Raw genomic sequence first — 22,707 nt, 5'->3', positions numbered from 1 at the left:
ATGAACACCGCTGAACGAAACTACGGCATCGTCACCGCAGCCTATTGGGGCTTCACCCTGACCGATGGCGCTTTGCGCATGCTGGTGCTGCTGCACTTTTACAAGCTGGGCTACTCGCCTTTCACGCTGGCTTTTTTGTTCTTGCTGTACGAAGCAGCGGGCGTGTTGGCCAACCTGATCGGCGGCTGGTTGGCCACACGCTATGGCATTGCCCGCATGCTCACGGTGGGCTTGGTCACACAAATCATCGGCTTTGGCTTGCTGTCGGCACTGCAACCCGACTGGACAGCCAGCATGTCGGTGGCATGGGTCGTGTTGTCGCAAGGGGTGTGCGGTGTGGCCAAAGACCTGACCAAGACCGCCAGCAAATCGGCCATCAAGATCACGCAAGCGCAAGCCAAAGACACTGGCAACGGCCAGTTGTTCAAATGGGTGGCCTGGTTCACCGGCAGCAAAAATGCCATGAAAGGTTTGGGCTTTTTTCTGGGCGGCCTGCTGCTGGAAACGCTGGGTTTTCAAGGCTCGCTCTGGGCCATGTCGGCCTTGCTCGGGCTGGTGCTGATCGGCGTGGTGAGCAGCTTGCCACCCATGATGGGCAAGAGCAAGCCGTCCAGTTCGGCGCGTGAACTGTTTGCCAAAAATGACGGCATCAACGCGCTGGCCGCTGCGCGGGTGGTCTTGTTTGGCGCACGCGATGTGTGGTTTGTGGTGGGTGTGCCCGTGTTTTTGTACTCGATGGGCTGGACCTTCACCATGGTGGGTGGCTTTTTGGCGGCCTGGACCATTGGCTACGGCCTGGTGCAGGCGCTGGCGCCACAACTGGTGAGGCGCAGCGCCGATGGTCTGAGCCGTGAGGTGCCCGCAGCGCGTTGGTGGTCGGCGGTGATCACGCTCATTCCACTCGGCATTGCCGCCGCCTTGTGGTGGCAGGCCCCCTATTTGCAGTGGTGGGTGGTGGGGGGTCTGAGCCTGTTCGGTTTTGCTTTTGCCATCAACTCGTCTGTCCACAGTTACCTGATCTTGGCCTATGCGGGCTCAGAAAAAGCCGCCGAAGATGTGGGCTTTTATTACGCCGCCAATGCGCTCGGACGCTTTATGGGCACCTTGCTGTCGGGCCTGCTGTACCAATGGGGTGGCCTGCTGTATGCCTTGTTGGGCTCGGCACTCATGCTGCTGGTGTGCTGGCTTGCCACCTTGCGCTTGCCTGTGGGCTTGCTGGTGCACAGTGCCTCTTCTGAGCCATCGGGTGCGCCATGAACGCCAACCCGGCATGGAGCACCATGGACGAAGAACTGGCCGTCAAGGCGCTGGCGGCTTTGGCACAAACATCGCGCCTGCGCGTGTTCCGGGCCATCGTGGGGGCGGGCCTTGAAGGCATGCAGCCAGGCCAGTTGTCGCAAACGCTGGACATACCGGCCAACACCTTGTCCTTTCACCTCAAAGAACTGCACCACGCTGGCTTGGCCAGCGTGCAACGCGAAGGGCGATTTTTGCGTTATTGCGCCAACATGCCTGCCATGCAAAGCTTGGTCGGTTTTTTGACCGACCACTGCTGCCAAGGTGTGCCCTGTGCCGAGATGCCGCTGGCGGCTTGTGGACAGCGCAAGGGCTAAAAATTGGACGAAGCGCAGCAAACCTCCTTGGTGCCTGCGGCCCTTATCGACTTGGGATTCGGCTTCGGCTCCGGCCGCCTTGTCATCAAGTCGACACACGTTCGTCACATAATCTGAAGCTTCTTTTGCCCACGTCGCTTTCCATGCAAACCAAGTCTCTCTTTGCTGCCATTGATCTGGGCTCCAACAGTTTTCGGCTCGAAATCGGCCAAATGGATGCGGGTCAGTTGCGGCGCGTGGAGTACATCAAAGAGACCGTTCGGCAAGGCAACGGTCTGGATGCCGATCGCAACCTGACCGATGAAGCCATGGAAAGGGGCTGGGACTGCCTGGCCCGTTTCGGCGAACGCATTGCGGGTTTCAGGCCCAGCCAGGTGCGTGCAGTGGCCACCCAAACCCTGCGCGAAGCGCGTAACCGCGATGTATTTTTGGCCAAGGCCAAACGCATACTGGGCTTTCCAATTGAGGTGATTGCAGGCAAAGAAGAAGCACGTCTGATCTATCTGGGCGTCTCACATTTGCTGCCACAGTCGCCTGAACGGCGCTTGGTGGTGGACATTGGGGGTCGATCCACCGAAATGATTTTGGGCCAAAACGAAAGCGCCAACACCCTGGAGTCTTACCGCGTAGGCAGTGTGGCGTGGTCGATGAAGTTTTTTCCAGAGAGTGTGTGGACCGCATCGGCCTTCAAGGCTGCCGAAATCGCAGCCAAAGCGGTGCTGGACGAAGCCTTCACCTTTTTCAACCGCAGCCACTGGGACAAGTGCTACGGCTCGTCGGGCACGGTGGGGGCGGTGTCTGATGTTTTGACCGCTTCAGGCTGGCCTGAGGGCAAAATCACCCGCGAAGGTCTGGCCTGGCTAAAAGACCGTTTGATCAAAGCCCACAAGCCAGACAACCTTCGGCTCGAAGGCGTCAAAGAAGACCGCAAGCCCGTCATTGGCGGTGGGCTGGCCGTCTTGCAAGCGGTATTTGACTTGCTGCAAATCGATGAAATGCAAGCCGCCCAAGGCGCGCTCAGGCATGGTGCGCTGTACGACCTGATCGACCGAGAAAGCACACAAGACGTGCGCTCTTCGATGGTCGATTGGCTGGCACAGCGCTTTGGCACCGACAAACTGCAAGCAGAACGGGTGTCCCGAACCGCCCAACATGTGCTGGCCGCCCTGATTCCAGACACAGCGGACACACCCGCCGGCGAGCGTCAGCGCTATTTGCAAAAACTGCACTGGGCTTGCCAGCTGCACGAAACCGGGCTGCGCATCTCGCACAGCGACTACCACAAGCATGGTGCTTACATTCTGGACAACACCGACCTGCCCGGCTTCACCCTGGACGAGCTGCACCGACTGAGCCAATTGGTGCTGGGCCACCGGGGAAAATTGCGCAAACTCGAAGTCAATATGGTGGACGCCAGCTTTGTGCAACAGCTCATGGCCCTGCGACTGGCGGTCATCTTGTGCCATGCACGAAGGGACCCGGACTTGTCGGGTCTGACCCTCGACTGCGACCCCCTGCGCCGCAGCGCCCGTCTGCGCATCAGCCAAAGCTGGGCCGAACTGTGGCCTCAATCAGCCCACCTTTTGCGCGAAGAAAAAACCGCTTGGCAAAAAACAGACTGGGCGTTTCAGGTTCATACAGATTGAACGGCTGGCTTGTGATTTTTTAATCAACGGTATAAACTGTATACACCGTTAATTTCAAAACCTCATTGACCATGAACACACCTTCCGCCACATCCGCCCAGGCCACAACTTCGGCCAACGCCGCCAACACCCCCGTGACCAGCAAAGCCACGGCGCCAGCAAGCAAGAAAACCGCCGTCCCGGCGAGCGCTGCGCCCACCAAGGCAGCCCCCAAAACCGGGCGCATGCAGTCCGCGTCCGTGAAGCCAGCAGTCAAGCCCAAGGTCAAGTCCAATGTGAAACCTGCCGTCAAGCCAAAGGCCGTCAAAAAGGCCAAGCCTGTCGCCCAATCGGCAGCAACAGCGCCCACAAAATCGCCTGCAAAATCGGCCAAAACAGTGCCGCCCAAGCCAAACACCAAGCCCACGGTGAACAAACCAGCAACAAGCCCCGCCAAGCCCTTGAAAGACAAAAAAGTCAAAGTGGTGCGTGACAGCTTCACCATCCCCAAAACCGAGCTGCTGCAAATCGGCGAGATGAAAAAGCGTGCTTTGACGCTGGGCGTTGGTGTCAAGAAAAGCGAGTTGATTCGTGCGGGCTTGAGCGCACTCAGCGGCATGACCGACGTCGCCTTCAAAAAGGCCCTGGCCAGCGTTCCGACCATCAAGACCGGTCGCCCCGCCAAAGACTGACGCAGGCTAGAGTTTTTCCGGAGAGGTCACGGCCAAAAGCACTGTTTGGTCTAGGCCTTCTCGGCTGCGTCGACGCAACCACCAAACAGCCCCTTTGCGGATGGTGCAAGCGTCATCCGGCATGCGCAGCAACTGAGCAATCACGCCGCCCAATGCGGGCTGATGCCCCACGAGCAGCACCGGGTACTTGGCATCGGGCCAACCTGAGGTTTCGAGCACATCCTGCACCGACGCACCGGGTGACAAGGCATCGCGCACTTTGTATTTACGCGCCAAGGCACGCACTGTTTGCTCGGCCCTGACGGCGGGGCTGCTCAGGATGCGCGTGCCTTGCGGCAATTGGCTTTCAAGCCAAGCCGCCATGCGTTCGGCTTGTTTGCGCCCACGGGGTGTCAAGGCCCTTTGCATGTCGTCGTCACCGGGCTCTGCATCATGGGCTTCGGCATGACGCCAAACAATCAAATCCATCGCACTCACTCCTCGCGGGCCGCGGCGCTGTAGCGCTGCATCAAGGCGTTTTGAGCACCATGGCCCGGCGCGGTCAATCCCACCCGGTGGTAGTGACCGTCGGGTGCCAAGTCCCAGGCATCAAGACCGTCGTGCAGATAGGCCATCAGGCATTCGTCGATGATGCGTTGACGCAAAAACGGGTCTGTCACGGGCCAGGCCAATTCGATCCTGCGCGTCATGTTGCGGCTCATCCAGTCGGCGCTCGACAAATACAGCGACTCGTCCTGGTCGGCGCAAAAATAAAACACACGGGAATGCTCTAAAAAACGGCCGATGACCGAGCGCACCCGGATGTTTTCACTCAAACCTGCAACGCGGGCAGGCAGCATGCAAGCGCCCCGAACGATCAAATCAATGTGGGCCCCTTTTTGGCCCGCCTCTAGCAAAGCCTCGATCAAGGGCATGTCGGTCAGCGCATTCATTTTGATGACAATGCGCCCTTTAGCGCCCCGCGCAGCCGCTTCACCCACGGCGGCAATGCGCGCCTGCATGTCGGCATGCAGCTGAAAAGGGGCCACCAAAAGACGCTTCATTTTCGGCAACCGGCTCTGGCTGGCCAAGTGGCCAAACAGCTGATCCATGTCCGACGTGATCTCGGCATCGGCCGTCAGGTAGCTGATGTCTGTATAGAGCGCGGCCGTGCGGCGGTTGTAATTGCCTGTCGACAAGTGCCCATATCGCCGCAAAAATCGCCCTTCACGACGTGTGACCAACAGCATTTTGGCGTGCGTCTTGAGCCCGACAATGCCGTACACCACCTGCACACCAATCGATTCAAGCTGTTCGGCCCAGTTGATGTTGGCCTCTTCGTCAAAACGCGCTTTCAACTCCACCACGGCCGTGACTTCCTTGCCACGGCGAACGGCCTCGCGCAGCAAATCCATCATGGTCGGGTCGCTACCCGCCCGGTAAATCGTCTGCTTGATCGCCAGCACATTCGGGTCCATGACGGCTTCGCGCAAAAACGCGAGCACGCCGTCGAAACTCTCAAACGGCTGGTGAATCATCACATCGCCCGCTTTGAGACGTGCAAATACCGAACCGTGTTGCGGCACCTGCGCAGGAAAACTGGCGGCGTAAGGCGGAAAGAGCAATTCCGGCGCATTGACCAGATCAATCAACTGCATCAAGCGGACCAAATTCACCGGTCCATTGACCCGGAAAACGGCCTCCTCTGGCAACTGGAATTCTTTGCGCAAAAATTCCGCCAACCGCGGTGCGCAGTTGGCAGAAACCTCCAAACGCACCGCCTGACCGTAGTGCCGGTGCTGCAGACCTTGGCGCAAGGCCATGCGCAAATTGGCGATTTCGTCTTCGTCCACCGCCAATTCGGAGTTGCGGGTGACCCGAAACTGCGAGAACTGCCCGACCTCGCGACCCGGAAACAATTCGGCCAAGTGCGCCCGGATCACGCTGGACAACATGACATAAGCGGTGGTGCCATCACACACCCTGGCCGGCAAAGAAATCAAGCGCGGCAGCACGCGTGGGACTTTGACAATCGCAATTTCATTGGACCGACCAAACGCGTCTTTGCCGGACAACTGAACAATGAAATTCAACGACTTGTTGGCCACTTGGGGAAAGGGGTGCGCAGGGTCCAAGCTCACAGGCACCAGCAAAGGCTGGACTTCGCGCTGAAAGTAGCTGCGCACCCACTGGCGCTGGGCGGCATTGCGCTCACCATGCGACAAGATGCGATAGCCCTTGCGCTGCAAGGTGGGCAACAAATCCTCGTTGTACAGCGCGTATTGGCGCGCCACCATGGCACCGGTTCTTTCGGCAATGACGGCCAGACTTTTTTGTGTGTAGGGCCCCGTTTTCAAACCCTGCAAACTGCCCATCACATGCGGCTCGGCGCGCACCTCAAAAAACTCATCTAGATTCGACGACACGATGCACAGGTAGCGCAGGCGCTCCAACACCGGCACTTCTGGGCGATGCGCCCAATCGAGCACACGCTCGTTGAAGGCCAAAATGCTCAGATCTCGGTCCAACAGGGCTTGCCGATCGTCTGCTGCTGAAGTCTCGACTTTTGAATGGGCCATGGCGTTGCTTGAAGGAATCAAAAATTTATTCTAGGAATTTGCCGTGTCAATTTGATGACAAGTCAGTGAATCAGGGATAAGGGTTGGCGTCACTGCCAACAGAAACCAGATTCGACTTGAACATCTCTACCGTCCTCGGCCAGCCAAAAGCCTCGGCGCGTTGTCGCGCTTCGCTGCGCGGCACTTGCAGACACTGTTGAAACGCGGCACTCAGATCTTCAGACAACACGCCACCCGTGGCCTTGCCATTGCCATCGCCTAAAACCTGCAAGGGCCCGTCCACCGGAAAGGCCGCCACAGGTGTGCCGCAGGCCATGGCTTCGAGCATGACCAAACCGAATGTTTCGTTGCGCGAAGGGAACACAAACACATCGGCAGCGGCATACACATCGGCCAACTGCTGGCGTGGCAGCACGCCCATCCAAACCACATCCGGATATCGCGCCTTGAGTTGCGCCTCCAGCGGGCCCACGCCACACACGATGCGGGTGCCCTGCAGTGGCAAGTCCAGAAAGGCATCGATGTTTTTTTCGTACGAAACACGGCCAACGAACAGCGCATAAGGGCGATTCCGGCCTTGCAAACTTGGGATTTCCAGAGGCACAGCACGGTGCTCAAACAAACCCAGATCGACACCGTGCGTCCAGGGCTTGAGCGACTTGAAGCCACGGCTTTGCAACATATTCAGAACGCCTTGCGTGGGCACCATCACACCCGATGACGGCCGGTGAAAGTGGCGAAACAAGCCGTAACCCAAAAACAAGGGCACACGCAGCGCGGCCTTGAGAATTTCAGGAAACTTGGTATGAAACGCGGTGGTGAATTTCCACCCCTTTTTCAGGCAATGTTTGCGCGCGGCCCAACCCAAAGGGCCTTCGGTGGCAATGTGGACCGCGTCGGGTTGCAGGTCATCGAGCATCGCAGCCAAGGCCTTGTAGGGACGCACCGCCAAGTCGATGCCGGCATAACCTGGACAACTGCGGCTTTTGAACAAGCCAGGGTGCAGCACCGAAACATCCACCCCCAAAGGCCCCAGCGCTTGCACCAATTCGTGCAAGGTCGTGACCACGCCATTGATTTGCGGATGCCAAGCATCGGTGATCAGTGCCAGTTTCATGCAACCACCGCCTCAGTCTCTGGCGCACGGTTCACGACCAGCGCCTGGGCACCCCAGTGAATGATCTCCAGCCGTCCGTCCGCATGCTCGACCAAGGCCGTTCGGCTTTCCACCCAATCGCCGTCGTTGCAATACAAAATGCCGTTCACATCGCGGATTTCGGCGTGGTGAATGTGCCCGCACACCACGCCATCAAAACCACGGCGCTTTGCCTCGTGCGCGACGGCCACTTCAAAGTCGCTGATGAAGTTGACCGCCTTTTTGACCTTGAGCTTGAGATAGGCCGACAAAGACCAGTACTCCAGCCCGATGCGGGCCCTGAAGCTGTTCAGGTGCCGGTTGATCTTGAGGGTCAACTCGTACAACCAGTCCCCCACATGCGCCAGCCACTTGGCGCACTGGATCACACCATCAAAATGGTCGCCATGCACCACCCAGAGCTTGCGTCCCGTGGCCGTGGTGTGTGCGGTGTCGTGTACCACCTCGACACCGCCAAACGCGTGCCCCACAAAATGCCGGGCAAATTCATCGTGGTTGCCCGGCACGTAGATCACGCGGCAACCTTTGCGCGCTCGGCGCAACAGTTTTTGCACCACATCGTTGTGGCTTTGCGGCCAAAACCAACGTCTGCGCAACTGCCAACCATCCACAATATCGCCCACCAGATACAGCATGTCGCTCGGGTGGTGTTTCAAAAAATCGAGCAAAGCCTCGGCCTGAAAACCTGGCGTACCAATGTGCAAGTCTGAAATGAAAATCGCCCGCAACCGCGGCCGGCCTGCTGGCGTTTCTTCGTCATCAAAACCATCACCACCGCCCGCATTCGTCATGGGCGAATCCAGACGAAAAGCACTCGCAATATCCGCATGTGCGGTTTTAAAAAGTGCCGTATTTTGCTGCGGGACCGGCGTAAAGATCATGCCGAACCCGCCGAAAAATGCTTGCGGTAGCGTGCAGGCAAATCCGCTGTGCGCATCATCATGGGCAAGTCGGCGGTGTTGAAATCCGGGTCCCAGGCGGGTGCCCCCAGAACCTTGGCACCCAGCCTCAAATAGCCCTTGATGAGCGCAGGCGGCTCGATCGACAAACTGTGGTCCAGCTCATCTACCGGCAAAGGCAGGCGGGGCCGGACATGGTGCTGGATATCGGCCAAGTGGGTTTGTCGCAGCTGGTGCCAGATGCTGGCGGCCACATTGCCTGTGACCACACCGTTGTGCAACATGGGGATGCTGGCGCACCCGATCATGGTGTCCAGACGGTTGCGGTCCATGAACTCGAACAAAGCCCCCCACAAGGCCATGATCACACCGCCCTGACGGTGCTCGGCATGCACACAACTGCGGCCCAGCTCAACCATGCGGTTGCGCATGCCGCGCAGGCGGGTCAAATCAAACTCGGTGTCGCTGTATGTACTGCCTGCGCGTTTGGCTTGGGCCGGCGTGAGCACACGGTAAGTGCCGATCACCCGCTCCGTTTGGCTGTGCCGCACCAACAGGTGTTCGCAATAGTCGTCAAATAAATCGATGTCATGACCGGGCACCTTGCACGACAGGCGTGCCCCCATTTCGGTGCCAAAGACATCAAACCTCAGTCTTTGCGCTTCGCGGACTTCGTCTTGATGCTTCGCCCAAGTGACGTGAATAGCGTTTTGGGCACGGCGAGGCAAGAAATCCACAGCGGAGTTGGACTGCGCCGGATGAAGTAACCCCCTGGGCAAACTGATCGGGGACAACGCGAACGTTGGATTTGGCAACTCTTTCATGACCAGCTCTCCTTTGAATCAATGACGCCATGATCCAAAGGTGCAATGACACAGAAAAGTCGTTTGCGTTAATGTTTTGTGACACTGCGATGTTTTGCAACATGCTGACCGCATCGCAGGGCAAGCCCAGTTGCGCAAAAAGTGAGTGAAATGGATGGTGGCTGTTGTCCATGTGCTGCGCCCCTTATTTTTCCAATACATAGTGTCCGGGCGCATCGTCCAAGGGCGATAAACCCATGTCGGGTGCGCCCATGCCGGGCAATGCCCCCAGTTCGCCAGAATGGTCTCGCAACCATGCCTGCCAATGCGGCCACCACGAACCGTCATGCCTGGCTGCCGCTTGCAACCAAGCATCGGGGTCCAGATACGGCCCGTCGTGTGGCCGGTTCAGCACTTGGTAGCTGCGCCCCGGCACCCCAGGCGGGTTGACGATGCCCACGTTGTGCCCCCCTGACGTCAACAAAAAAGTGGTGTCCACATTCGTCAGCAGGTGCAATTTATGCACCGAACGCCAGGGTGCGACGTGGTCACGGTCGGTGCCAATGGCATAGATCGGGCATTGAATGGCGGTCAAAGCCACCGGCTTGCCGTTCACGGGGTAACGGCCGCTGGCCAGATCGTTGTTCAAAAACATGCGGCGCAAATATTCGGCATGCATGCGGTAGGGCAAGCGGGTGCCATCGGCGTTCCAGGCCATCAGATCGCTCATGGGTGCGCGCTCGCCGAGCAAATAATCTTTCAGCAAACGCGACCAGATCAGGTCGTTCGAGTTCATCCACTGGAACGCACCCGCCATTTGCGTGCTGTCCAGATAGCCTCGGTCCCACATGATGTCTTCCAGGTGCGCGACCTGGCTGTCATCGATGAACAGCCCCAGCTCACCGGGCTCGGTAAAGTCGGTTTGTGCCGCCAGGAGCGTGATGCTGGCCAAGCGATCGTCGGCGTCTCTGGCCATGGCCGCTGCCGCAATGCTCAGCAGCGTACCGCCCAGGCAATACCCAACTGCATGCACTTTGCGTCTGGGCAACACAGCGCACGCCACCTCCAGGGCATCCATCACGCCCATGCGCAAATAATCGTCCAGATCAAGGTCGCGGTCATCGCCCCCGGGGTTGGCCCAGGACATGGCCATCACGGTGTGTCCCTGATCCACCAGATACTTGATCAGCGAGTTGTGCGGCGACAAATCAAGGATGTAGTACTTCATGATCCATGACGGCACGATCAACACCGGCTCGGGGTGCACCTGGTCGGTGGTGGGTGTGTACTGGATCAGCTCCATCAGAGGGTTGCGGTAAATGACCCGCCCCGGCGTAACGGCCACATTGCGCCCCACTTGGTACGCCTCGGCACCATGCGGTGGCTGGCCCGACTGCCAACGCTGGGTGTCCTCCAAGCAGTTCTGAAAACCCTGACGCAAATTGGCCCCCATGGTTTGTTGGGTGCGCTCCAGCACCTCGGGGTTGGTCACGACGAAATTGGCGGGAGAGACCATGTCAAGACACTGACGGGCCGCGAAATTGACCACCGACTCGTGGTGTGGCGACACCCCACGCACCCCAGTCGTCGCCTCTTGCCACCACTGTTGCGTGAGCAAAAAAGACTGGCTCATCGCATTGAAAGGCCAAGCCTGCCAAGCCGGGTGCACAAAACGCGTGTCGTGCAACAAGGGCTTGATGCAGGGTTTGCAATCGTCTATTTGGGCTTGGGCAACGAATTGGCTCCACTGCTGCAGGCTTTGCACCGCGAGTTGCAGCAGCTTGAGTTGTTCAGCAGGGTTTAAAAACAGGTGTGTCATCCAGTCGTCAAACGCCATGCGCAAAGACGCTGTAGAAACACCCTGCGTGTAGGGCGACAACTGGGTGTGTGCCCAACGGTCCAACAGGGGCCCAGGACGCGGGACATCAACAGAACGGGAATGGCGATGAATGTTCACGCCACCATGCTAGGCCGCACGCGGACCTTGGAACATTCACCGATCGGTGCATGCCATGCCCATCGGAGGGTACAGACCCTCCGGCCAAGTTCAGAGCATCATGCTCAACTGGAATACCGAGTTAGGCGCTCTTGGGATAAAGGGCGCTGGCATGGGTTTCAGTCGGAATTGACCGAACATGGATGTGACACGCGCATCACGGGTAACCAACGGGACAGCCACATCGTCAAGGGTCTGCTCCGAAAGGGCTTCCTGCAGATGCCGTTGAATCTCGGACTCCAGCGACTTCATCGGGTGCGAATCATCCGGGTACACCTCGTCAAAACTGTGCACCACTTCGAAGTGCTTCACCACGTCCCACAAAGTGATGTCTTCCGGGTTGCCACGAATCTGGTAACCACCGCCCGGACCACGGTGCGCGCGGATCAAACCGGCTTCGCGCAGCTCTTTCAGGATCGACTCGGTGTACGAGGACGACAGCCCTAAACCCGAGGCAATTTCTTCCGTTGTCACGGGTTCCACGACTGAACGAGAAGTAATAAAAACCGCGATATCGACGGCTTTGGCTGTTTTCTTCAAGATCATGGTTCGCTCCTAGTTTGAGTGGTTATTGTATTGTTTAAACAAACAAAAACCATGCATTACCTGTTTTTATCCCAAATAAATATCTTTTTGGCATAAAATATCTACTCAATACATAGACAAACTCATGAACACCCAGCACTTGCAAAGTCCGGCGTTGTACCGCATCGGCGCGATCTCGAAGCTCAGTGGCATCCCGGTGCCGACCTTGCGTGTCTGGCAAACGCGTTACAACGCGTTTTCGCCCGCCACCACGCAGGGGCAACACCGGCTGTACAACGACGATGATTTACGTAAGGCCGCGCTTCTCAAAACCTTGACACGCCAGGGTCACGCCATCAGCTTGATTGCAGGTTTGCCCAACCTCCAGTTGCAACAACTGTTGCAAACCAGTGTCGACATGGCGCGAGCCCCCTTGCAAAGCCCAGTAGCCGCCAGCCCAAGTCAGGGCGCGTGGGGCGTGGTGGGAAAGAGCCTGGCCGAACGATTGCAATCGACAGACTTCCAAGCATCACGCCAGGGCCATGCCCTGCACATAAGGCAGGTGTGGGCCGACCTGAATGAAGCCCTGAACGGCCCACTGGCTGGCCCATCGGACGAGCGCTTGGATGTGTTGCTGGTGTCGGTCAACAGTTTGAATGACCAGGCAGCGCAGCAGATTCTGAATCTGTCGCAACACCACAACGCCAGACTCACGGTGGTGCTGTATGGCTATGGCCAAAGCCACGCGCTCGCTCAACTGAGCCGCGCCGCATGCCAGGTGCACCGCAACACACTAGACGATTCAGCATTGGCCGACATCCTCCAAAGCGCTCGCCCTGCGTGGGTAGCGCCCACACGGTCATGGCGTGATACCGGCCAAGCGATCCCTCCCCGGCAGTTTTCCGACGCGGTGCTGCAGCGTGTGGCCAACATCCCCAGCCAAGTGCTGTGTGAATGCCCGAAACATGTGGCCGAGCTCATCGGGCAACTGGGTCGGTTCGAAGAGTACAGCCGCGACTGCCTGAACCAGAGCCCCAAAGACACCGAACTGCACACCCACCTGAACGCCATGGCCGCCACGGCGCGAGCCTTGTTTGAAGAAGCGCTGCAAATGGTGGCCGCACACGAAGGCATCTCGCTGCAAGAGCAGGCGTGATCGGCACCGCCACCAAGTTACCCACACAGTCACCCAAGAAGTCAGCACCATGAAACGCCATGTCGCAGCCACCCTTTTGGTGGTATCGGGCCTGTTGGTCGTCGACAGCCATGTCAACTGGGTCCCGCATGACGACGGAACCTTGTTAGAACTGAGTGGCCGCGTGTTTGACCCCAAAGGCTGGGCATCGGAACACTGGCGGCAACTTCACACGGATTGCCGAGGGGTCAACAGCGACGTGCCCCAGGCCACCGCCAACGCAGTGCTACAGGCCATCCAGCAGCACAGCCTGCCCGACTCAAAAGAAGCCCAACTTCTGCAATTGCGCCAGCAGGGCAATTGGGCCTTGGCCGAGGTGACTTTCAAAACGCTCAACCCCAGCATCTTGTTTTTGCGCCAATCAGAGGGTGTCTGGCAAATCCAGGACAGCGCGGTCTGGAGTGGCTCCACCGCCCCGTGGCATGCCCCCAATTTTGTGCGTCGCTACCTGCGCCAGCAAGCCCCCACAATCTGGGGTCAATTGCATGAAACGTGGCCTGAATCTCTGCTCGATTGCTTCGAGATCGACCTTGTGCGTTACGGCCAGGGCGGTGGCGGTCTCGGCCCTGTCGTCCTGAGCGGGAAAGACCGCCCATGACTTACCGTGTCGTCTGGTTCAAACGCGACCTGCGCCTGCAAGACCACGCCGCCCTGGCGCACGCCGCAGGCCAAGGGCCCGTGCTGTGCCTCTACATTGTCGAGCCCGATCTGTGGGCTCAGCCGGATGCGGCTTTGCAACACTTCGAATTTGTGCGCGAATCCCTGCAGGAACTGCAGCACGCGCTGAACACACTGGGCGGCAGTTTGCAAGTGCGCGTTGGCAATGCCGTGCAGGTGCTGGCCAAGCTGCACGCGCAAGCGCCATTTGCCGAGCTCGTGGCGCACGAGGAAACCGGCAACGCCTTCACTTTTGAACGTGATTTGCAAGTGGGTGCATGGTGCCGAAACCAAGGTGTGCGCTGGACCGAACTGGCGCAGTTTGGCGTGGTTCGCCGCCTGAAAAGTCGCAACACCTGGCATGCCCGTTGGGAAGCGCACATGGCTGCACCGCAAGCCGTCTTGCCTGATTTACGCTTTTTTAAGGCGTCTGAAAATTGCGGCCCTGAAGTGATGGACCCACCGCCCAACCTGCAGCACAACCCTGCCCAGCGCCAGCGTGGTGGACGCAGCGCGGCACTGAGCACCCTGCACAGTTTTTTGGACGCGCGGGCGCTGGGTTACCGGGGCGGCATCTCGTCGCCGCTGTCTTCGCCCGATGCGTGTTCACGCCTGTCTGCTTACCTGGCCTGGGGTTGCATCAGCCTGCGCGAAGTGGTGCAAAGCACGCGCGCCATGCTGGATGCCCTGCCGCCGCAAGCGGGAAGGCACCGGGCAGGCCTGGTGGGTTTCATGAGCCGCTTGTATTGGCACTGCCATTTCATCCAGAAGCTCGAGAGCGAGCCCGAAATCGAGTGGCGCAACATGCACCCCGGCTACGACGGCCTGCGCGAAGACGGCTGGAACGACGACCACTTTGCGGCACTGACTTCAGCGCGCACCGGTTGGCCCATGGTGGACGCCTGCGTGGTCATGCTGCACGAAACGGGATGGCTCAACTTTCGCATGCGGGCCATGCTGGTGTCGGTGGCGGCATACCCGCTGTGGCTCGACTGGCGGCCAGTAGGCCAATGGCTGGCCACCCAGTTCCTGGACTACGAACCGGGCATCCACTGGAGCCAGCTGCAAATGCAATCAGGCACCACGGGCATCAACACCACACGGGTTTACAACCCCATCAAACAAGCACAAGACCACGACCCCAAAGGTATTTTTGTGCGCCGCTGGCTGCCGCACATGCGGCGCGTCCCTGACTCTTGGCTGTTTGAACCGTGGCGTATGCCACCCGAAGTGCTGCGCCACTGTGGCCTGACCGTGGGCACAGGGCCGGACGCAGACATTCCCGAGCCCTTGGTCGATCTGGCCGAAGCCACCCGCACATCCAAAGCGGCGCTGCACGCGCGTCGGGCTGATCCCGAGGTCAAAGCCGGAAAAAAAGCCATCGTCGACAAGCACGCCTCGCGCCGCATCAACGGCTTGAAAACCACAAAAACAAAAGGCACGACCCGCTCAGGCGCTCGCAGCGCATCACGGCAATCAGTGACCGAAAACCCCTCACCCAGCCCGCAGCTGGGCTTTGACTTTTGAACATGCGCACCACCCTTTTCTGGTTTCGAAACGACTTGCGCCTGCACGACCAGCGCGCCTTGCAACGTGCGGCGGCACACGCCATTGCGCACAGCCAGCGCCTGCTGCTCGTCTATGTGCACGAACCCGCGCAAAACGAAGCGACCGCATGGGGCTTTCGCCGCATGGGTCAACACCGCAGGCGCTTTGTGGCTGACACGCTGCACGAGCTGCAGGCTTCGCTGCACGCCCTGGGACAACAGCTGGTTTTATTGCACGGTGCCGTGGCCGACGTGATGCCCGCCTGCGCACGCCACTTTGCAGCCGACACCGTGTTTGGCGAAGACATCGCCGCCCCCGAAGAACAAGCCCAGGTACAGGCCTTGCGCGATGCCGGTCTCACGGTGCACACCGTGTGGCAATCCAGCCTGCTCGAGCCCGAGGCCCTGCCTTTTGATGTGACCGAAATGCCGCAAGTGTTCACGGTGTTTCGCCAACGCATCGAAGCTGCGGGTCTTCAGCCCTTGCCACCGTTGCCAGCCCCTGTGCAGCTGCCCGCGCCGCCAGAAGCATTGACCACCCTGCCCGGCTGGACAGCAGACGCCGCCACGCTGCTGCAAGCACACACGCAAGATGCCGCGCACGAACGCGCCAACTTTCCGTACACCCAAGCCCATTGCCGGGGCGGCGAAAGCAGCGCCTTGGCGCACCTGCAAAACTACCTCACGCCCCCTTGGCCCGACCGCTACAAGCAAACCCGCAATGCCTTGCAAGGACGACACACCAGCAGCCACTGGTCACCCTGGCTGGCCACGGGCGCGGTATCGGCGCGCACTGTGTGGGCCGCGTTGCAGGCTTACGAGCAACAACACGGTGCCAACGACGGCACTTATTGGCTCTGGTTTGAACTGCTGTGGCGCGACAACTTTCGGTTTTTGCACCGGCAAATGGGCCGCCAGCTGTATGCCGCGCGGGGCTTGTCGCGGCTGCCCGCGCCCTCCCATTTTCCAAAAGACTTTCAGCGCTGGTGCAGCGGCAACACGGGCGAGCCCATCGTCGATGCGGGCATGCGCGAGCTGGCCGCCACGGGCTTCACTTCCAACCGCATGCGCCAGATCGTGGCCAGCTATCTGGTGCACGACCTGTGCTGCGACTGGCGTGCGGGGGCGGCTTGGTTCGAGTCGCAACTGGTCGACTTTGATGTCTGCAGCAACCAGGGCAACTGGCTGTATGTCAGTGGCCGGGGCACCGACCCGCGTGTGGGCAGGCGCTTCAACCCCGTCAAACAAACACAAGACCACGACCCGCAAGGCCGCTACCAGAAGGTCTGGCTGCAAAGCTGAACAGGCTTTGAACAAGCCCGATAATCCCAGCCATGTACGGAATTCAATCCTGGGGTGACACCCTGCGCTTGCTGGTCGAGTTGTCCGCGACCGCAGCCTTTGCCCTTTCTGGCCTGATGGAAGCGGCGCGCAAACGGCTCGATGCGGTCGGCGTGTGTGTAGTGGCCTTTTTGACCGCGTTTGGTGGCGGCACGCTGCGTGATTTGCTGCTCGACCAACGCCCCTTCTTTTGGGTTCAACACACCGAGATGCTCTGGGGCGTGCTGGTCCTGTGCGTGATAGCCATGTTGTTCATGCGCCAGCGGCATTTTGAGGTGACAGAAAAAGCCATTCTCTGGCCCGACGCGCTGGGCCTGGGCCTGTTCACTGCAACGGGGGTTCACCACGCGCTGCAAGCGCTCATGCCCGGCGTGGTTGCGGTGCTGATGGGCCTGATCACCGGGGTGTTTGGTGGCGTGCTGCGCGACATGGTGTGCAACGAAATCCCCACCGCCTTCAAGGACCACCGGCCCTATGCGGTGTGCGCATTTGCCGGGGGCTGGACCTATGTGGGCCTGTGGACCTTCGATGCACCTGGCTGGTTGGCGCTGCTGGGCTGTCTCGTCGTGACCGTAGGCTTGCGCGCCTTGGCGCTTTGGCGCAACTGGCAATTGCCCGCCTGGCGCGCCTGAATCACTGACGCCTGAAACCCCATGAACCCAAACGCCCCTGACTTGCTTGGCGGCCTCCTGTTTTCGCTGGCGGCCGGGCTCATGTGGGGCCTGGTGTTTGTAGGCCCCTTGATGCTGCCCGAGTACCCCGCCGCACTGCACACCTTCGGCCGCTATTTGGCGTTTGGCCTCATCGCGCTGCCCCTGGCATTTGTGGACCGCGCCGACATCCGACGTCTCAGCCGCACCGACTGGCTCGCGGCACTCAAACTGGCCGCTATTGGCAATGTGCTTTATTACCTGTTCCTGGCCAGCGCCATTCAGCGTGCCGGTGGCGCGCTGCCCACCATGATCATTGGCACTTTGCCCGTGGTGATTGCCATCTCGGCCAACGTGCTCAACCACCAGCGTGACGGGCGGTTTCCTTGGCTAAAACTCGCTCCCCCGCTGGCGCTTATCCTGCTGGGCATTGCCTGTGTCAACCATGTGGAATGGACGGCCCTCGTGCAAAACCCAGCGGGCGACACCACGCGCTACATCACGGGTGCCGTGCTGGCCGTGGGCGCGGTGGTTTGCTGGACCTGGTACCCCCTGAAAAACGCCGACTGGCTGCGCGGCCACCCCGACCGCAACCCCCGCGTCTGGGCCACAGCGCAAGGCCTGTCCACCTTGCCGCTTGCACTGCTGGGATATGCCGCTTTTTGGCTGTGGACGAGCGTCACCCACGACCCACTGCCCATGCCTCTGGGGCCACGCCCATTCGAATTCATCGGCCTCATGATGGCCATTGGCCTGTTCGCTTCATGGCTGGGCACGCTGTGCTGGAATGCGGCCAGCCAGCGCCTGCCCACCGCGCTGGCCGGGCAACTGATCGTGTTCGAGACCTTGGCGGCGCTGGCTTACGCCTTTTGGCTGCGTGGCCAATGGCCCGAACCACTCACGCTGACCGGCATTGCGCTGCTGGTGGCGGGGGTGATTGGCGGGGTGCGGGTCAAAGCGGTTTGAGGCGCCAACGCCAACGCGAAAGTCAAGGCCACTTAAAACTGACGCCACACCACCAAGCCCACAGACTGGCGGCCAATGACGGGCACGAGCCCGTACCGGTCCATCCACCACGCGCCCAAAGCCGCCCCCGCGATGTGCGAGGCCATGTCCAAATAGGCACTTGAGCGCTTGGCCCCCTTCGAGATCTGATAACTCTCTGAAAGCACGATCCCCGCGCTGCTGACGGCAAATCCGATCGCTGCGCGGTTCTCTGAATCGCTGTAAAACCGTGTGACGGCTCCCGCCAACAAGGCCCCGCCTGCGGCGTGGGACAGCTCGCTGCTCAACCCGTCATAGGCATGACAGGTGCCCATGAGTCCGCAAAGTACACCTATCCAGATTTTTTTCACAGCCAATGCTCCATTCACGGCACCCAAGACAGATGCCCAAGATGCAGAACACCGCACCAAGCGGCCTCTGCCAGTTGTGAATTTATAAGCTGTGCAATTCGAATAAACAGTGCAGCACCGCACTTAAAAGTGGGGCAGTCAAAACCTCACGCCAATACCTGTTGTGCGGCCAGCAGATAGAGCGGGATACCCAACAAAATATTGAACGGAAAAGTAAGCCCCAAGGACATGCCAAAGTACAGTGAGGGGCTGGCCTCTGGAATGGCATGGCGGATGACCGCGGGCACAGCAATGTAAGACGCACTGGCCGACAACACCATCAACAAGGCACCGTTGCCCGCCGACATGCCCAACGTCCATGCCAAGAACAAAGCCAAGCCGGCATGAACCAGGGGACCCAGCACGGCATACACCACGAGCCAAGGCGATTGCCCTTTGAGCTGCCCCATGTTGCGCGCTGCCAGTAAGCCCATATCAAGCAAAAAGAAAGCAAGCATGCCCTTGAACAGGTCCACAGAAAACGGCTTCATGGCCGACTGACCCGCTTCGCCCGTCATCAAACCAATCAGCATGGCGCCAAGCAAAAGCAGTTGTGCACCGTCCGTCAGCGCTTCGTGCAATATTTTCCCCAATGGTGGGTTGCTGCCAAGCAGCGACTTCTCGCCACGCTCTGCCAAATTGGTGCCAGCACGGCTGTTCATGCGGCGACGCACATGGTTAGCCATGAACACCGCGAACACGATCGCTGGCGACTCCATCAGGGCCATGGCAGCCGCCATGTGGCCACCAAACGCCACACCGAGGTTATCCAGATACTGCGAGGCCGTGATGAAAGTGACAGCACTGACCGAACCGTATGTGGCCGCAACGGCAGCCGCATCAAAGCCCGACAAGAAACGGCGCAAAACCATGTAACCGATCAGGGGCACTGAAAATGCCATCGCCAGTGCAGCCCCTAAGTCCACAAGGACGCCAGGGGTCAGCCCCGACTGCGCCAAAGCAAACCCACCCTTCAGGCCCAAAGCCATGAGCAAATACAGCGACAAGAAACGGGAAATGGGCGGGGGAATTTCCAGATTTGACTTCAAAGAACCGGCCAGAATGCCGAACACAAAGAACAAAATGGCGGGATCGGTGAAGTTGCTCATTTCAAGTCGATCTCGACACCCTGACACTCGGCCATCACGAGAGGGGTGTCAGTGCTGGTGGGACATTTCATGATGAAACCTTTGAATTTGGACAAGCGAAGCATTGGTCTAAAGCCGTTGCAGATTTTTCAACAGCATTTTTCGAGCCATTGGCACTTGAATTTACCGCTATAAATAGCAATCAAAAAGCAGATAATTTCTGATCCAGAATCCCGAAAAACCTCATCATGCGCACCACCTTTAACTACAAGCATTTGTATTATTTTTGGGTTGTCGCCAAAGAAGGCGGCATCACACGGGCCGCAGACAAACTCGATATGGCCGTGCAAACCGTCAGCGCCCAAGTGCGTGAACTGGAGCGCTCGTTGGGTTACGCCCTGCTCAAACCCGCAGGGCGCGGACTGGTGCTGACCGATGCGGGAGTGGCGGCCATGCAGCAAGCCGATCAAATTTTCCAGTTGGGTGAAGACCTGCCATCCAAGGTCCGAGACGCCGTCAGTTCCCCCACCGTGCGTTTGGCGGCAGGCATCTCTGATGGCCTGCCCAAGCTGGTGGTGCGCCGACTGATGCAAGCCGTGATGGGCGAACCTAATTTACGGTTGATCTGCCACGAAGGTGAATTTGACGGGCTGTTGGGTGACTTGGCCCTGCACCGCCTGGACGTGGTCTTGTCAGACCGCCCCGCTCCGAGCAACGCCAACATCAAGCTGTACAACCATGCGCTGGGCTCGTCCGCCGTGTCTTGGTATGGCAGCGCGGCACTGGTGAAGTCGGCCAAAAAGCAATTCCCGGCCAGCTTGGCCGATGTGCCGGTGCTGCTGCCCACAGGCCACACCGCTGTGCGCACACGCCTTGACCACTGGTTCGAGCACCATGCCATCACACCTCGTATCGTGGGTGAGTTCGAAGACAGCGCCTTGCTCAAGACCTTTGGTGAAAGTGGCATGGGTGTGTTCCCTGCTGCCGAATGGGTACACGAAGAATTGCTGGCGCACTACGATGTTCAGCGCCTAGGTCCTTGCGAAGGCGTGATGGAACACTTTTTTGCAATCGGGACAGAAAAGAAAGTTCAACACCCCTTGGTACAACGTCTGCTGCAAGCCACCGACTCAGCGGCTTGAGGGCTGCGCCGCCCAACAAAAAGCCCCTAGGCTGGAACACCCGGGGGCCAAACTGGCAAGGTCGATGGTCAGGTTTTGGACGTGCGCACGCTCAGCAGCATGGTCGCGGCCAAGATGCCCACCACCACCCCCAAGGAAATGCCCACTGGTATCTTGAACACGTCAATCAGGCACATCTTGGTGCCGATAAACACCAGGATCACGGCCAGACCGTAGTTGAGCAGGTGGAACTTGTTGGCCACAGCCGCCAACAAAAAGTACATGGCACGCAAACCCAAGATAGCGAACACGTTACTGGTCAAGACGATGAAAGGGTCCGAGGTGATGGCGAAAATCGCCGGTATCGAATCCACCGCAAAAATCACGTCGGTCAATGCGATCAAACAAATGACCATGAACAAGGGCGTTGCGATCTTCTTGCCATTTTCAAACGTCCAGAATTTTTCACCATCGTAGTTCTGGCTGACAGGCAAAACTTTGCGCAACAACTTCAGCGCTGGGTTGTCTTCTAGATCGGGCTCCTGGCCTGCTGCCCACCACATCTTGACGCCTGTGAGGATCAAGAAAGCGCCAAACACATACAACACCCAATGGAACTCTGACAACAACCAACCCCCCACCAAAATCATGAGTGTGCGCAGCACGATGGCACCAATGATGCCGATCATGAGCACACGCTTCTGAAAATTTGTGGGCACAGCGAAGTAACTAAAAATCATCAAGAAGACAAAAATGTTGTCCACTGCCAATGATTTTTCAATCAGATACCCGGTGAGAAACTCCAAAGATTTGGTGTTGGCGATCTCCACCGAACCTGTGGTGTCCTTGATGGCCCACCAGAACAAACCATTGAACAAGAAGCTGAGTGCAATCCAGATCAGTGACCAGTTCAGCGCTTCTTTGACGCCAATATCATGCGAGCCCTGTTTTTTGAGCACCACAAAATCCACAAACAGCGACACCAGCACGATGGCAATAAAACTAGCCCAGAGCCACAGGGGCGCGATGGTTTCCATAAAACACCTTTGCGTTATTAAAGACAATCCACAGTCAAAAAGACCTGCATTAGCGGGTAAATGATGGACCCTGTCACGCGCTAACTTCAGTGATCGACATCATGTATTTTTACTGAGTTATTGATCATGACACTCTTGAAAAAACAGAATATAGCACTTGGAATTGTTGCTGTTAAATGACGCTCGCAATGGGCAACATGCACGACATCTGTCCACTGGATGTGCCATGTCCCTTTTCAACTCAATGCGGTCGCTTGTGCAAAAAGCCATGCCCACCCGCGAAACCCTTGAGCAACACAGCTGGCTCCAACCGATTGCTCACCAGCTGCTGCATCCACAATTGTGGCGACTGCAACACGAGTCGGTGGCAAGGGGCGTGGCGATTGGGACTTTTTGGGCGTTTGTGATCCCGCTGGGTCAAACTTTTGCGGCGGCAGCACACTGCACTTGGTGGCGAGGCCATATTCCAGCGGCAGCCATCATGACCATGCTCACCAATCCTCTGACATTCGGATTTTGGCTTTGGTTGGCTTACCCTGTTGGCAACTTTTTTCTAGGGCTGCCGAACACTCCTGACGCCTTGCCGAGCACGGGATGGGGTGAAAGTTTGCGGGAAGTCGGTGGCCCTGTTCTGCTGGGCATGGGGATTTTTGGACTCGGCGGCGCCGTTTTGTCTTACCTGTTGGTCAAACTGAGCTGGCGTCTCAGGGTGGCATTTAAACGCCACCGGTCCAATGTCCGCGCATCCAAGTGCTGACCGGTCATCCCTGACTTGGCTGTATGGTGACCCCGGGCTTGACCCAGGGTCCG

23 protein-coding genes are annotated in these 22,707 nt (G+C 58.7%); 12 read left to right on the top strand and 11 right to left on the bottom strand.

Annotation, left to right across the window (positions count from 1 at the left end):
• The 3 genes from arsJ to ppx all read left to right on the top strand — a co-directional run bounded on the left by arsJ (position 1) and on the right by ppx (position 3,259).
• The gene (gene arsJ, locus BN3544_RS08080) at positions 1-1,257 is read left to right on the top strand and encodes an organoarsenical effux MFS transporter ArsJ (protein ID WP_019430574.1); all 1,257 of its coding nucleotides are present in this window, start codon (positions 1-3) and stop codon (positions 1,255-1,257) included.
• Complete coding sequence (locus BN3544_RS08075; protein WP_019430575.1) at positions 1,254-1,613, top strand: ArsR/SmtB family transcription factor; 360 nt, start codon at positions 1,254-1,256, stop codon at positions 1,611-1,613. The genes arsJ and BN3544_RS08075 overlap by 4 nt, the downstream gene beginning before the upstream one ends.
• Positions 1,614-1,756: 143 nt before the next feature.
• Complete coding sequence (gene ppx / locus BN3544_RS08070) at positions 1,757-3,259, top strand: exopolyphosphatase (RefSeq protein WP_019430576.1); 1,503 nt, start codon at positions 1,757-1,759, stop codon at positions 3,257-3,259.
• A 19-nt stretch (positions 3,260-3,278) separates the two neighbouring features.
• Here ppx and BN3544_RS14445 read toward each other — a convergent pair whose 3' ends face one another.
• On the bottom strand, positions 3,279-3,719 hold the full coding sequence (locus tag BN3544_RS14445; protein ID WP_231733933.1) for a hypothetical protein: 441 nt from the start codon (positions 3,717-3,719) through the stop codon (positions 3,279-3,281).
• On the opposite strand from BN3544_RS14445, the gene BN3544_RS14440 reads away from it, so the two are divergent.
• Positions 3,700-3,930 carry a hypothetical protein gene (locus BN3544_RS14440; RefSeq protein ID WP_231733932.1) on the top strand — a complete coding sequence of 77 codons (231 nt, stop codon included), beginning with the start codon at positions 3,700-3,702 and terminating at the stop codon, positions 3,928-3,930. The genes BN3544_RS14445 and BN3544_RS14440 overlap by 20 nt on opposite strands.
• 6 nt (positions 3,931-3,936) lie before the next feature.
• Here BN3544_RS14440 and sixA read toward each other — a convergent pair whose 3' ends face one another.
• The 7 genes from sixA to BN3544_RS08025 form a co-directional block, all read right to left on the bottom strand.
• Positions 3,937-4,398 (bottom strand): phosphohistidine phosphatase SixA, encoded by a 462-nt coding sequence (gene sixA, locus BN3544_RS08055; protein ID WP_026036762.1) that lies wholly within the window; start codon positions 4,396-4,398, stop codon positions 3,937-3,939.
• 5 nt (positions 4,399-4,403) lie between these two features.
• On the bottom strand, positions 4,404-6,488 hold the full coding sequence (gene ppk1 / locus BN3544_RS08050; RefSeq protein WP_019430580.1) for a polyphosphate kinase 1: 2,085 nt from the start codon (positions 6,486-6,488) through the stop codon (positions 4,404-4,406).
• A gap of 70 nt (positions 6,489-6,558) precedes the next feature.
• Positions 6,559-7,605 carry a glycosyltransferase family 4 protein gene (locus BN3544_RS08045; protein WP_019430581.1) on the bottom strand — a complete coding sequence of 349 codons (1,047 nt, stop codon included), beginning with the start codon at positions 7,603-7,605 and terminating at the stop codon, positions 6,559-6,561.
• On the bottom strand, positions 7,602-8,435 hold the full coding sequence (locus BN3544_RS08040; protein WP_036075337.1) for a UDP-2,3-diacylglucosamine diphosphatase: 834 nt from the start codon (positions 8,433-8,435) through the stop codon (positions 7,602-7,604). Before BN3544_RS08040 ends, BN3544_RS08045 begins: the two co-directional genes overlap by 4 nt.
• Before the next feature lie 86 nt (positions 8,436-8,521).
• Positions 8,522-9,367: a GNAT family N-acetyltransferase gene (locus BN3544_RS08035; RefSeq protein WP_026036763.1), complete on the bottom strand. Its 846-nt coding sequence runs from the start codon at positions 9,365-9,367 to the stop codon at positions 8,522-8,524.
• Between the two features lie 184 nt (positions 9,368-9,551).
• Entirely contained in the window at positions 9,552-11,249 is a 1,698-nt protein-coding gene (locus BN3544_RS08030) for a PHA/PHB synthase family protein (RefSeq protein WP_019430584.1), read from the bottom strand.
• Positions 11,250-11,393: 144 nt separating this feature from the next.
• Positions 11,394-11,888: an RrF2 family transcriptional regulator gene (locus BN3544_RS08025; protein WP_019430585.1), complete on the bottom strand. Its 495-nt coding sequence runs from the start codon at positions 11,886-11,888 to the stop codon at positions 11,394-11,396.
• A 124-nt stretch (positions 11,889-12,012) separates the two neighbouring features.
• Here BN3544_RS08025 and BN3544_RS08020 point away from each other — a divergent pair, with 124 nt between their 5' ends.
• The 6 genes from BN3544_RS08020 to BN3544_RS07995 are packed head-to-tail and all read left to right on the top strand — an operon-like array spanning position 12,013 to position 18,223.
• Positions 12,013-13,023, top strand: coding sequence for a MerR family transcriptional regulator (locus BN3544_RS08020; protein WP_019430586.1), 1,011 nt, complete (start codon positions 12,013-12,015; stop codon positions 13,021-13,023).
• Positions 13,024-13,072: 49 nt separating this feature from the next.
• Positions 13,073-13,660: a hypothetical protein gene (locus tag BN3544_RS08015; RefSeq protein ID WP_019430587.1), complete on the top strand. Its 588-nt coding sequence runs from the start codon at positions 13,073-13,075 to the stop codon at positions 13,658-13,660.
• Positions 13,657-15,246, top strand: a complete 1,590-nt coding sequence (locus BN3544_RS08010; RefSeq protein WP_019430588.1) for an FAD-binding domain-containing protein — start codon at positions 13,657-13,659, stop codon at positions 15,244-15,246. Before BN3544_RS08015 ends, BN3544_RS08010 begins: the two co-directional genes overlap by 4 nt.
• Positions 15,247-15,248: 2 nt before the next feature.
• The gene (locus tag BN3544_RS08005; RefSeq protein ID WP_019430589.1) at positions 15,249-16,568 is read left to right on the top strand and encodes a DASH family cryptochrome; all 1,320 of its coding nucleotides are present in this window, start codon (positions 15,249-15,251) and stop codon (positions 16,566-16,568) included.
• A gap of 32 nt (positions 16,569-16,600) precedes the next feature.
• Positions 16,601-17,239 (top strand): trimeric intracellular cation channel family protein, encoded by a 639-nt coding sequence (locus BN3544_RS08000; RefSeq protein WP_019430590.1) that lies wholly within the window; start codon positions 16,601-16,603, stop codon positions 17,237-17,239.
• Positions 17,240-17,260: 21 nt separating this feature from the next.
• A complete protein-coding gene (locus BN3544_RS07995) occupies positions 17,261-18,223 on the top strand; it encodes a DMT family transporter (protein WP_019430591.1) in 963 nt (320 codons plus the stop codon).
• 32 nt (positions 18,224-18,255) lie between these two features.
• Here BN3544_RS07995 and BN3544_RS07990 read toward each other — a convergent pair whose 3' ends face one another.
• Both BN3544_RS07990 and BN3544_RS07985 read right to left on the bottom strand, forming a co-directional pair.
• Entirely contained in the window at positions 18,256-18,576 is a 321-nt protein-coding gene (locus BN3544_RS07990) for a hypothetical protein (RefSeq protein ID WP_019430592.1), read from the bottom strand.
• A gap of 182 nt (positions 18,577-18,758) precedes the next feature.
• Positions 18,759-19,760 (bottom strand): sodium-dependent bicarbonate transport family permease, encoded by a 1,002-nt coding sequence (locus BN3544_RS07985; protein WP_019430593.1) that lies wholly within the window; start codon positions 19,758-19,760, stop codon positions 18,759-18,761.
• Between the two features lie 227 nt (positions 19,761-19,987).
• Between BN3544_RS07985 and BN3544_RS07980 the strand changes: the two genes are divergently transcribed.
• Entirely contained in the window at positions 19,988-20,881 is an 894-nt protein-coding gene (locus BN3544_RS07980; protein WP_019430595.1) for a LysR family transcriptional regulator, read from the top strand.
• Positions 20,882-20,949: 68 nt separating this feature from the next.
• On the opposite strand, the gene BN3544_RS07975 is transcribed toward BN3544_RS07980, so the two are convergent.
• Positions 20,950-21,897 (bottom strand): TerC family protein, encoded by a 948-nt coding sequence (locus BN3544_RS07975; protein ID WP_019430596.1) that lies wholly within the window; start codon positions 21,895-21,897, stop codon positions 20,950-20,952.
• A gap of 157 nt (positions 21,898-22,054) precedes the next feature.
• Here BN3544_RS07975 and BN3544_RS07970 point away from each other — a divergent pair, with 157 nt between their 5' ends.
• On the top strand, positions 22,055-22,654 hold the full coding sequence (locus BN3544_RS07970; RefSeq protein ID WP_231733931.1) for a DUF2062 domain-containing protein: 600 nt from the start codon (positions 22,055-22,057) through the stop codon (positions 22,652-22,654).
• The last annotated feature ends 53 nt before the right edge of the window (positions 22,655-22,707 follow it).

This window comes from Limnohabitans sp. Rim47, from assembly GCF_001517545.1.
In the GTDB taxonomy this organism is placed as follows: domain Bacteria; phylum Pseudomonadota; class Gammaproteobacteria; order Burkholderiales; family Burkholderiaceae_C; genus Limnohabitans_A.
This window is presented reverse-complemented; position numbering and strand designations above follow the sequence as displayed.

Bases quoted from the DNA above. Each gene is read 5' to 3' on its own strand.
- arsJ (WP_019430574.1), top strand. From the start codon at position 1: ATGAACACCGCTGAACGAAACTACGGCATCGTCACCGCAGCCTATTGG.
- BN3544_RS08075 (WP_019430575.1), top strand. From the start codon at position 1,254: ATGAACGCCAACCCGGCATGGAGCACCATGGACGAAGAACTGGCCGTC.
- ppx (WP_019430576.1), top strand. From the start codon at position 1,757: ATGCAAACCAAGTCTCTCTTTGCTGCCATTGATCTGGGCTCCAACAGT.
- sixA (WP_026036762.1), bottom strand. From the start codon at position 4,398: ATGGATTTGATTGTTTGGCGTCATGCCGAAGCCCATGATGCAGAGCCC.
- ppk1 (WP_019430580.1), bottom strand. From the start codon at position 6,488: ATGGCCCATTCAAAAGTCGAGACTTCAGCAGCAGACGATCGGCAAGCC.
- BN3544_RS08045 (WP_019430581.1), bottom strand. From the start codon at position 7,605: ATGAAACTGGCACTGATCACCGATGCTTGGCATCCGCAAATCAATGGC.
- BN3544_RS08040 (WP_036075337.1), bottom strand. From the start codon at position 8,435: ATGACGAATGCGGGCGGTGGTGATGGTTTTGATGACGAAGAAACGCCA.
- BN3544_RS08035 (WP_026036763.1), bottom strand. From the start codon at position 9,367: ATGAAAGAGTTGCCAAATCCAACGTTCGCGTTGTCCCCGATCAGTTTG.
- BN3544_RS08025 (WP_019430585.1), bottom strand. From the start codon at position 11,888: ATGATCTTGAAGAAAACAGCCAAAGCCGTCGATATCGCGGTTTTTATT.
- BN3544_RS08020 (WP_019430586.1), top strand. From the start codon at position 12,013: ATGAACACCCAGCACTTGCAAAGTCCGGCGTTGTACCGCATCGGCGCG.
- BN3544_RS08015 (WP_019430587.1), top strand. From the start codon at position 13,073: ATGAAACGCCATGTCGCAGCCACCCTTTTGGTGGTATCGGGCCTGTTG.
- BN3544_RS08010 (WP_019430588.1), top strand. From the start codon at position 13,657: ATGACTTACCGTGTCGTCTGGTTCAAACGCGACCTGCGCCTGCAAGAC.
- BN3544_RS08005 (WP_019430589.1), top strand. From the start codon at position 15,249: ATGCGCACCACCCTTTTCTGGTTTCGAAACGACTTGCGCCTGCACGAC.
- BN3544_RS08000 (WP_019430590.1), top strand. From the start codon at position 16,601: ATGTACGGAATTCAATCCTGGGGTGACACCCTGCGCTTGCTGGTCGAG.
- BN3544_RS07995 (WP_019430591.1), top strand. From the start codon at position 17,261: ATGAACCCAAACGCCCCTGACTTGCTTGGCGGCCTCCTGTTTTCGCTG.
- BN3544_RS07990 (WP_019430592.1), bottom strand. From the start codon at position 18,576: ATGGGCACCTGTCATGCCTATGACGGGTTGAGCAGCGAGCTGTCCCAC.
- BN3544_RS07985 (WP_019430593.1), bottom strand. From the start codon at position 19,760: ATGAGCAACTTCACCGATCCCGCCATTTTGTTCTTTGTGTTCGGCATT.
- BN3544_RS07980 (WP_019430595.1), top strand. From the start codon at position 19,988: ATGCGCACCACCTTTAACTACAAGCATTTGTATTATTTTTGGGTTGTC.
- BN3544_RS07975 (WP_019430596.1), bottom strand. From the start codon at position 21,897: ATGGAAACCATCGCGCCCCTGTGGCTCTGGGCTAGTTTTATTGCCATC.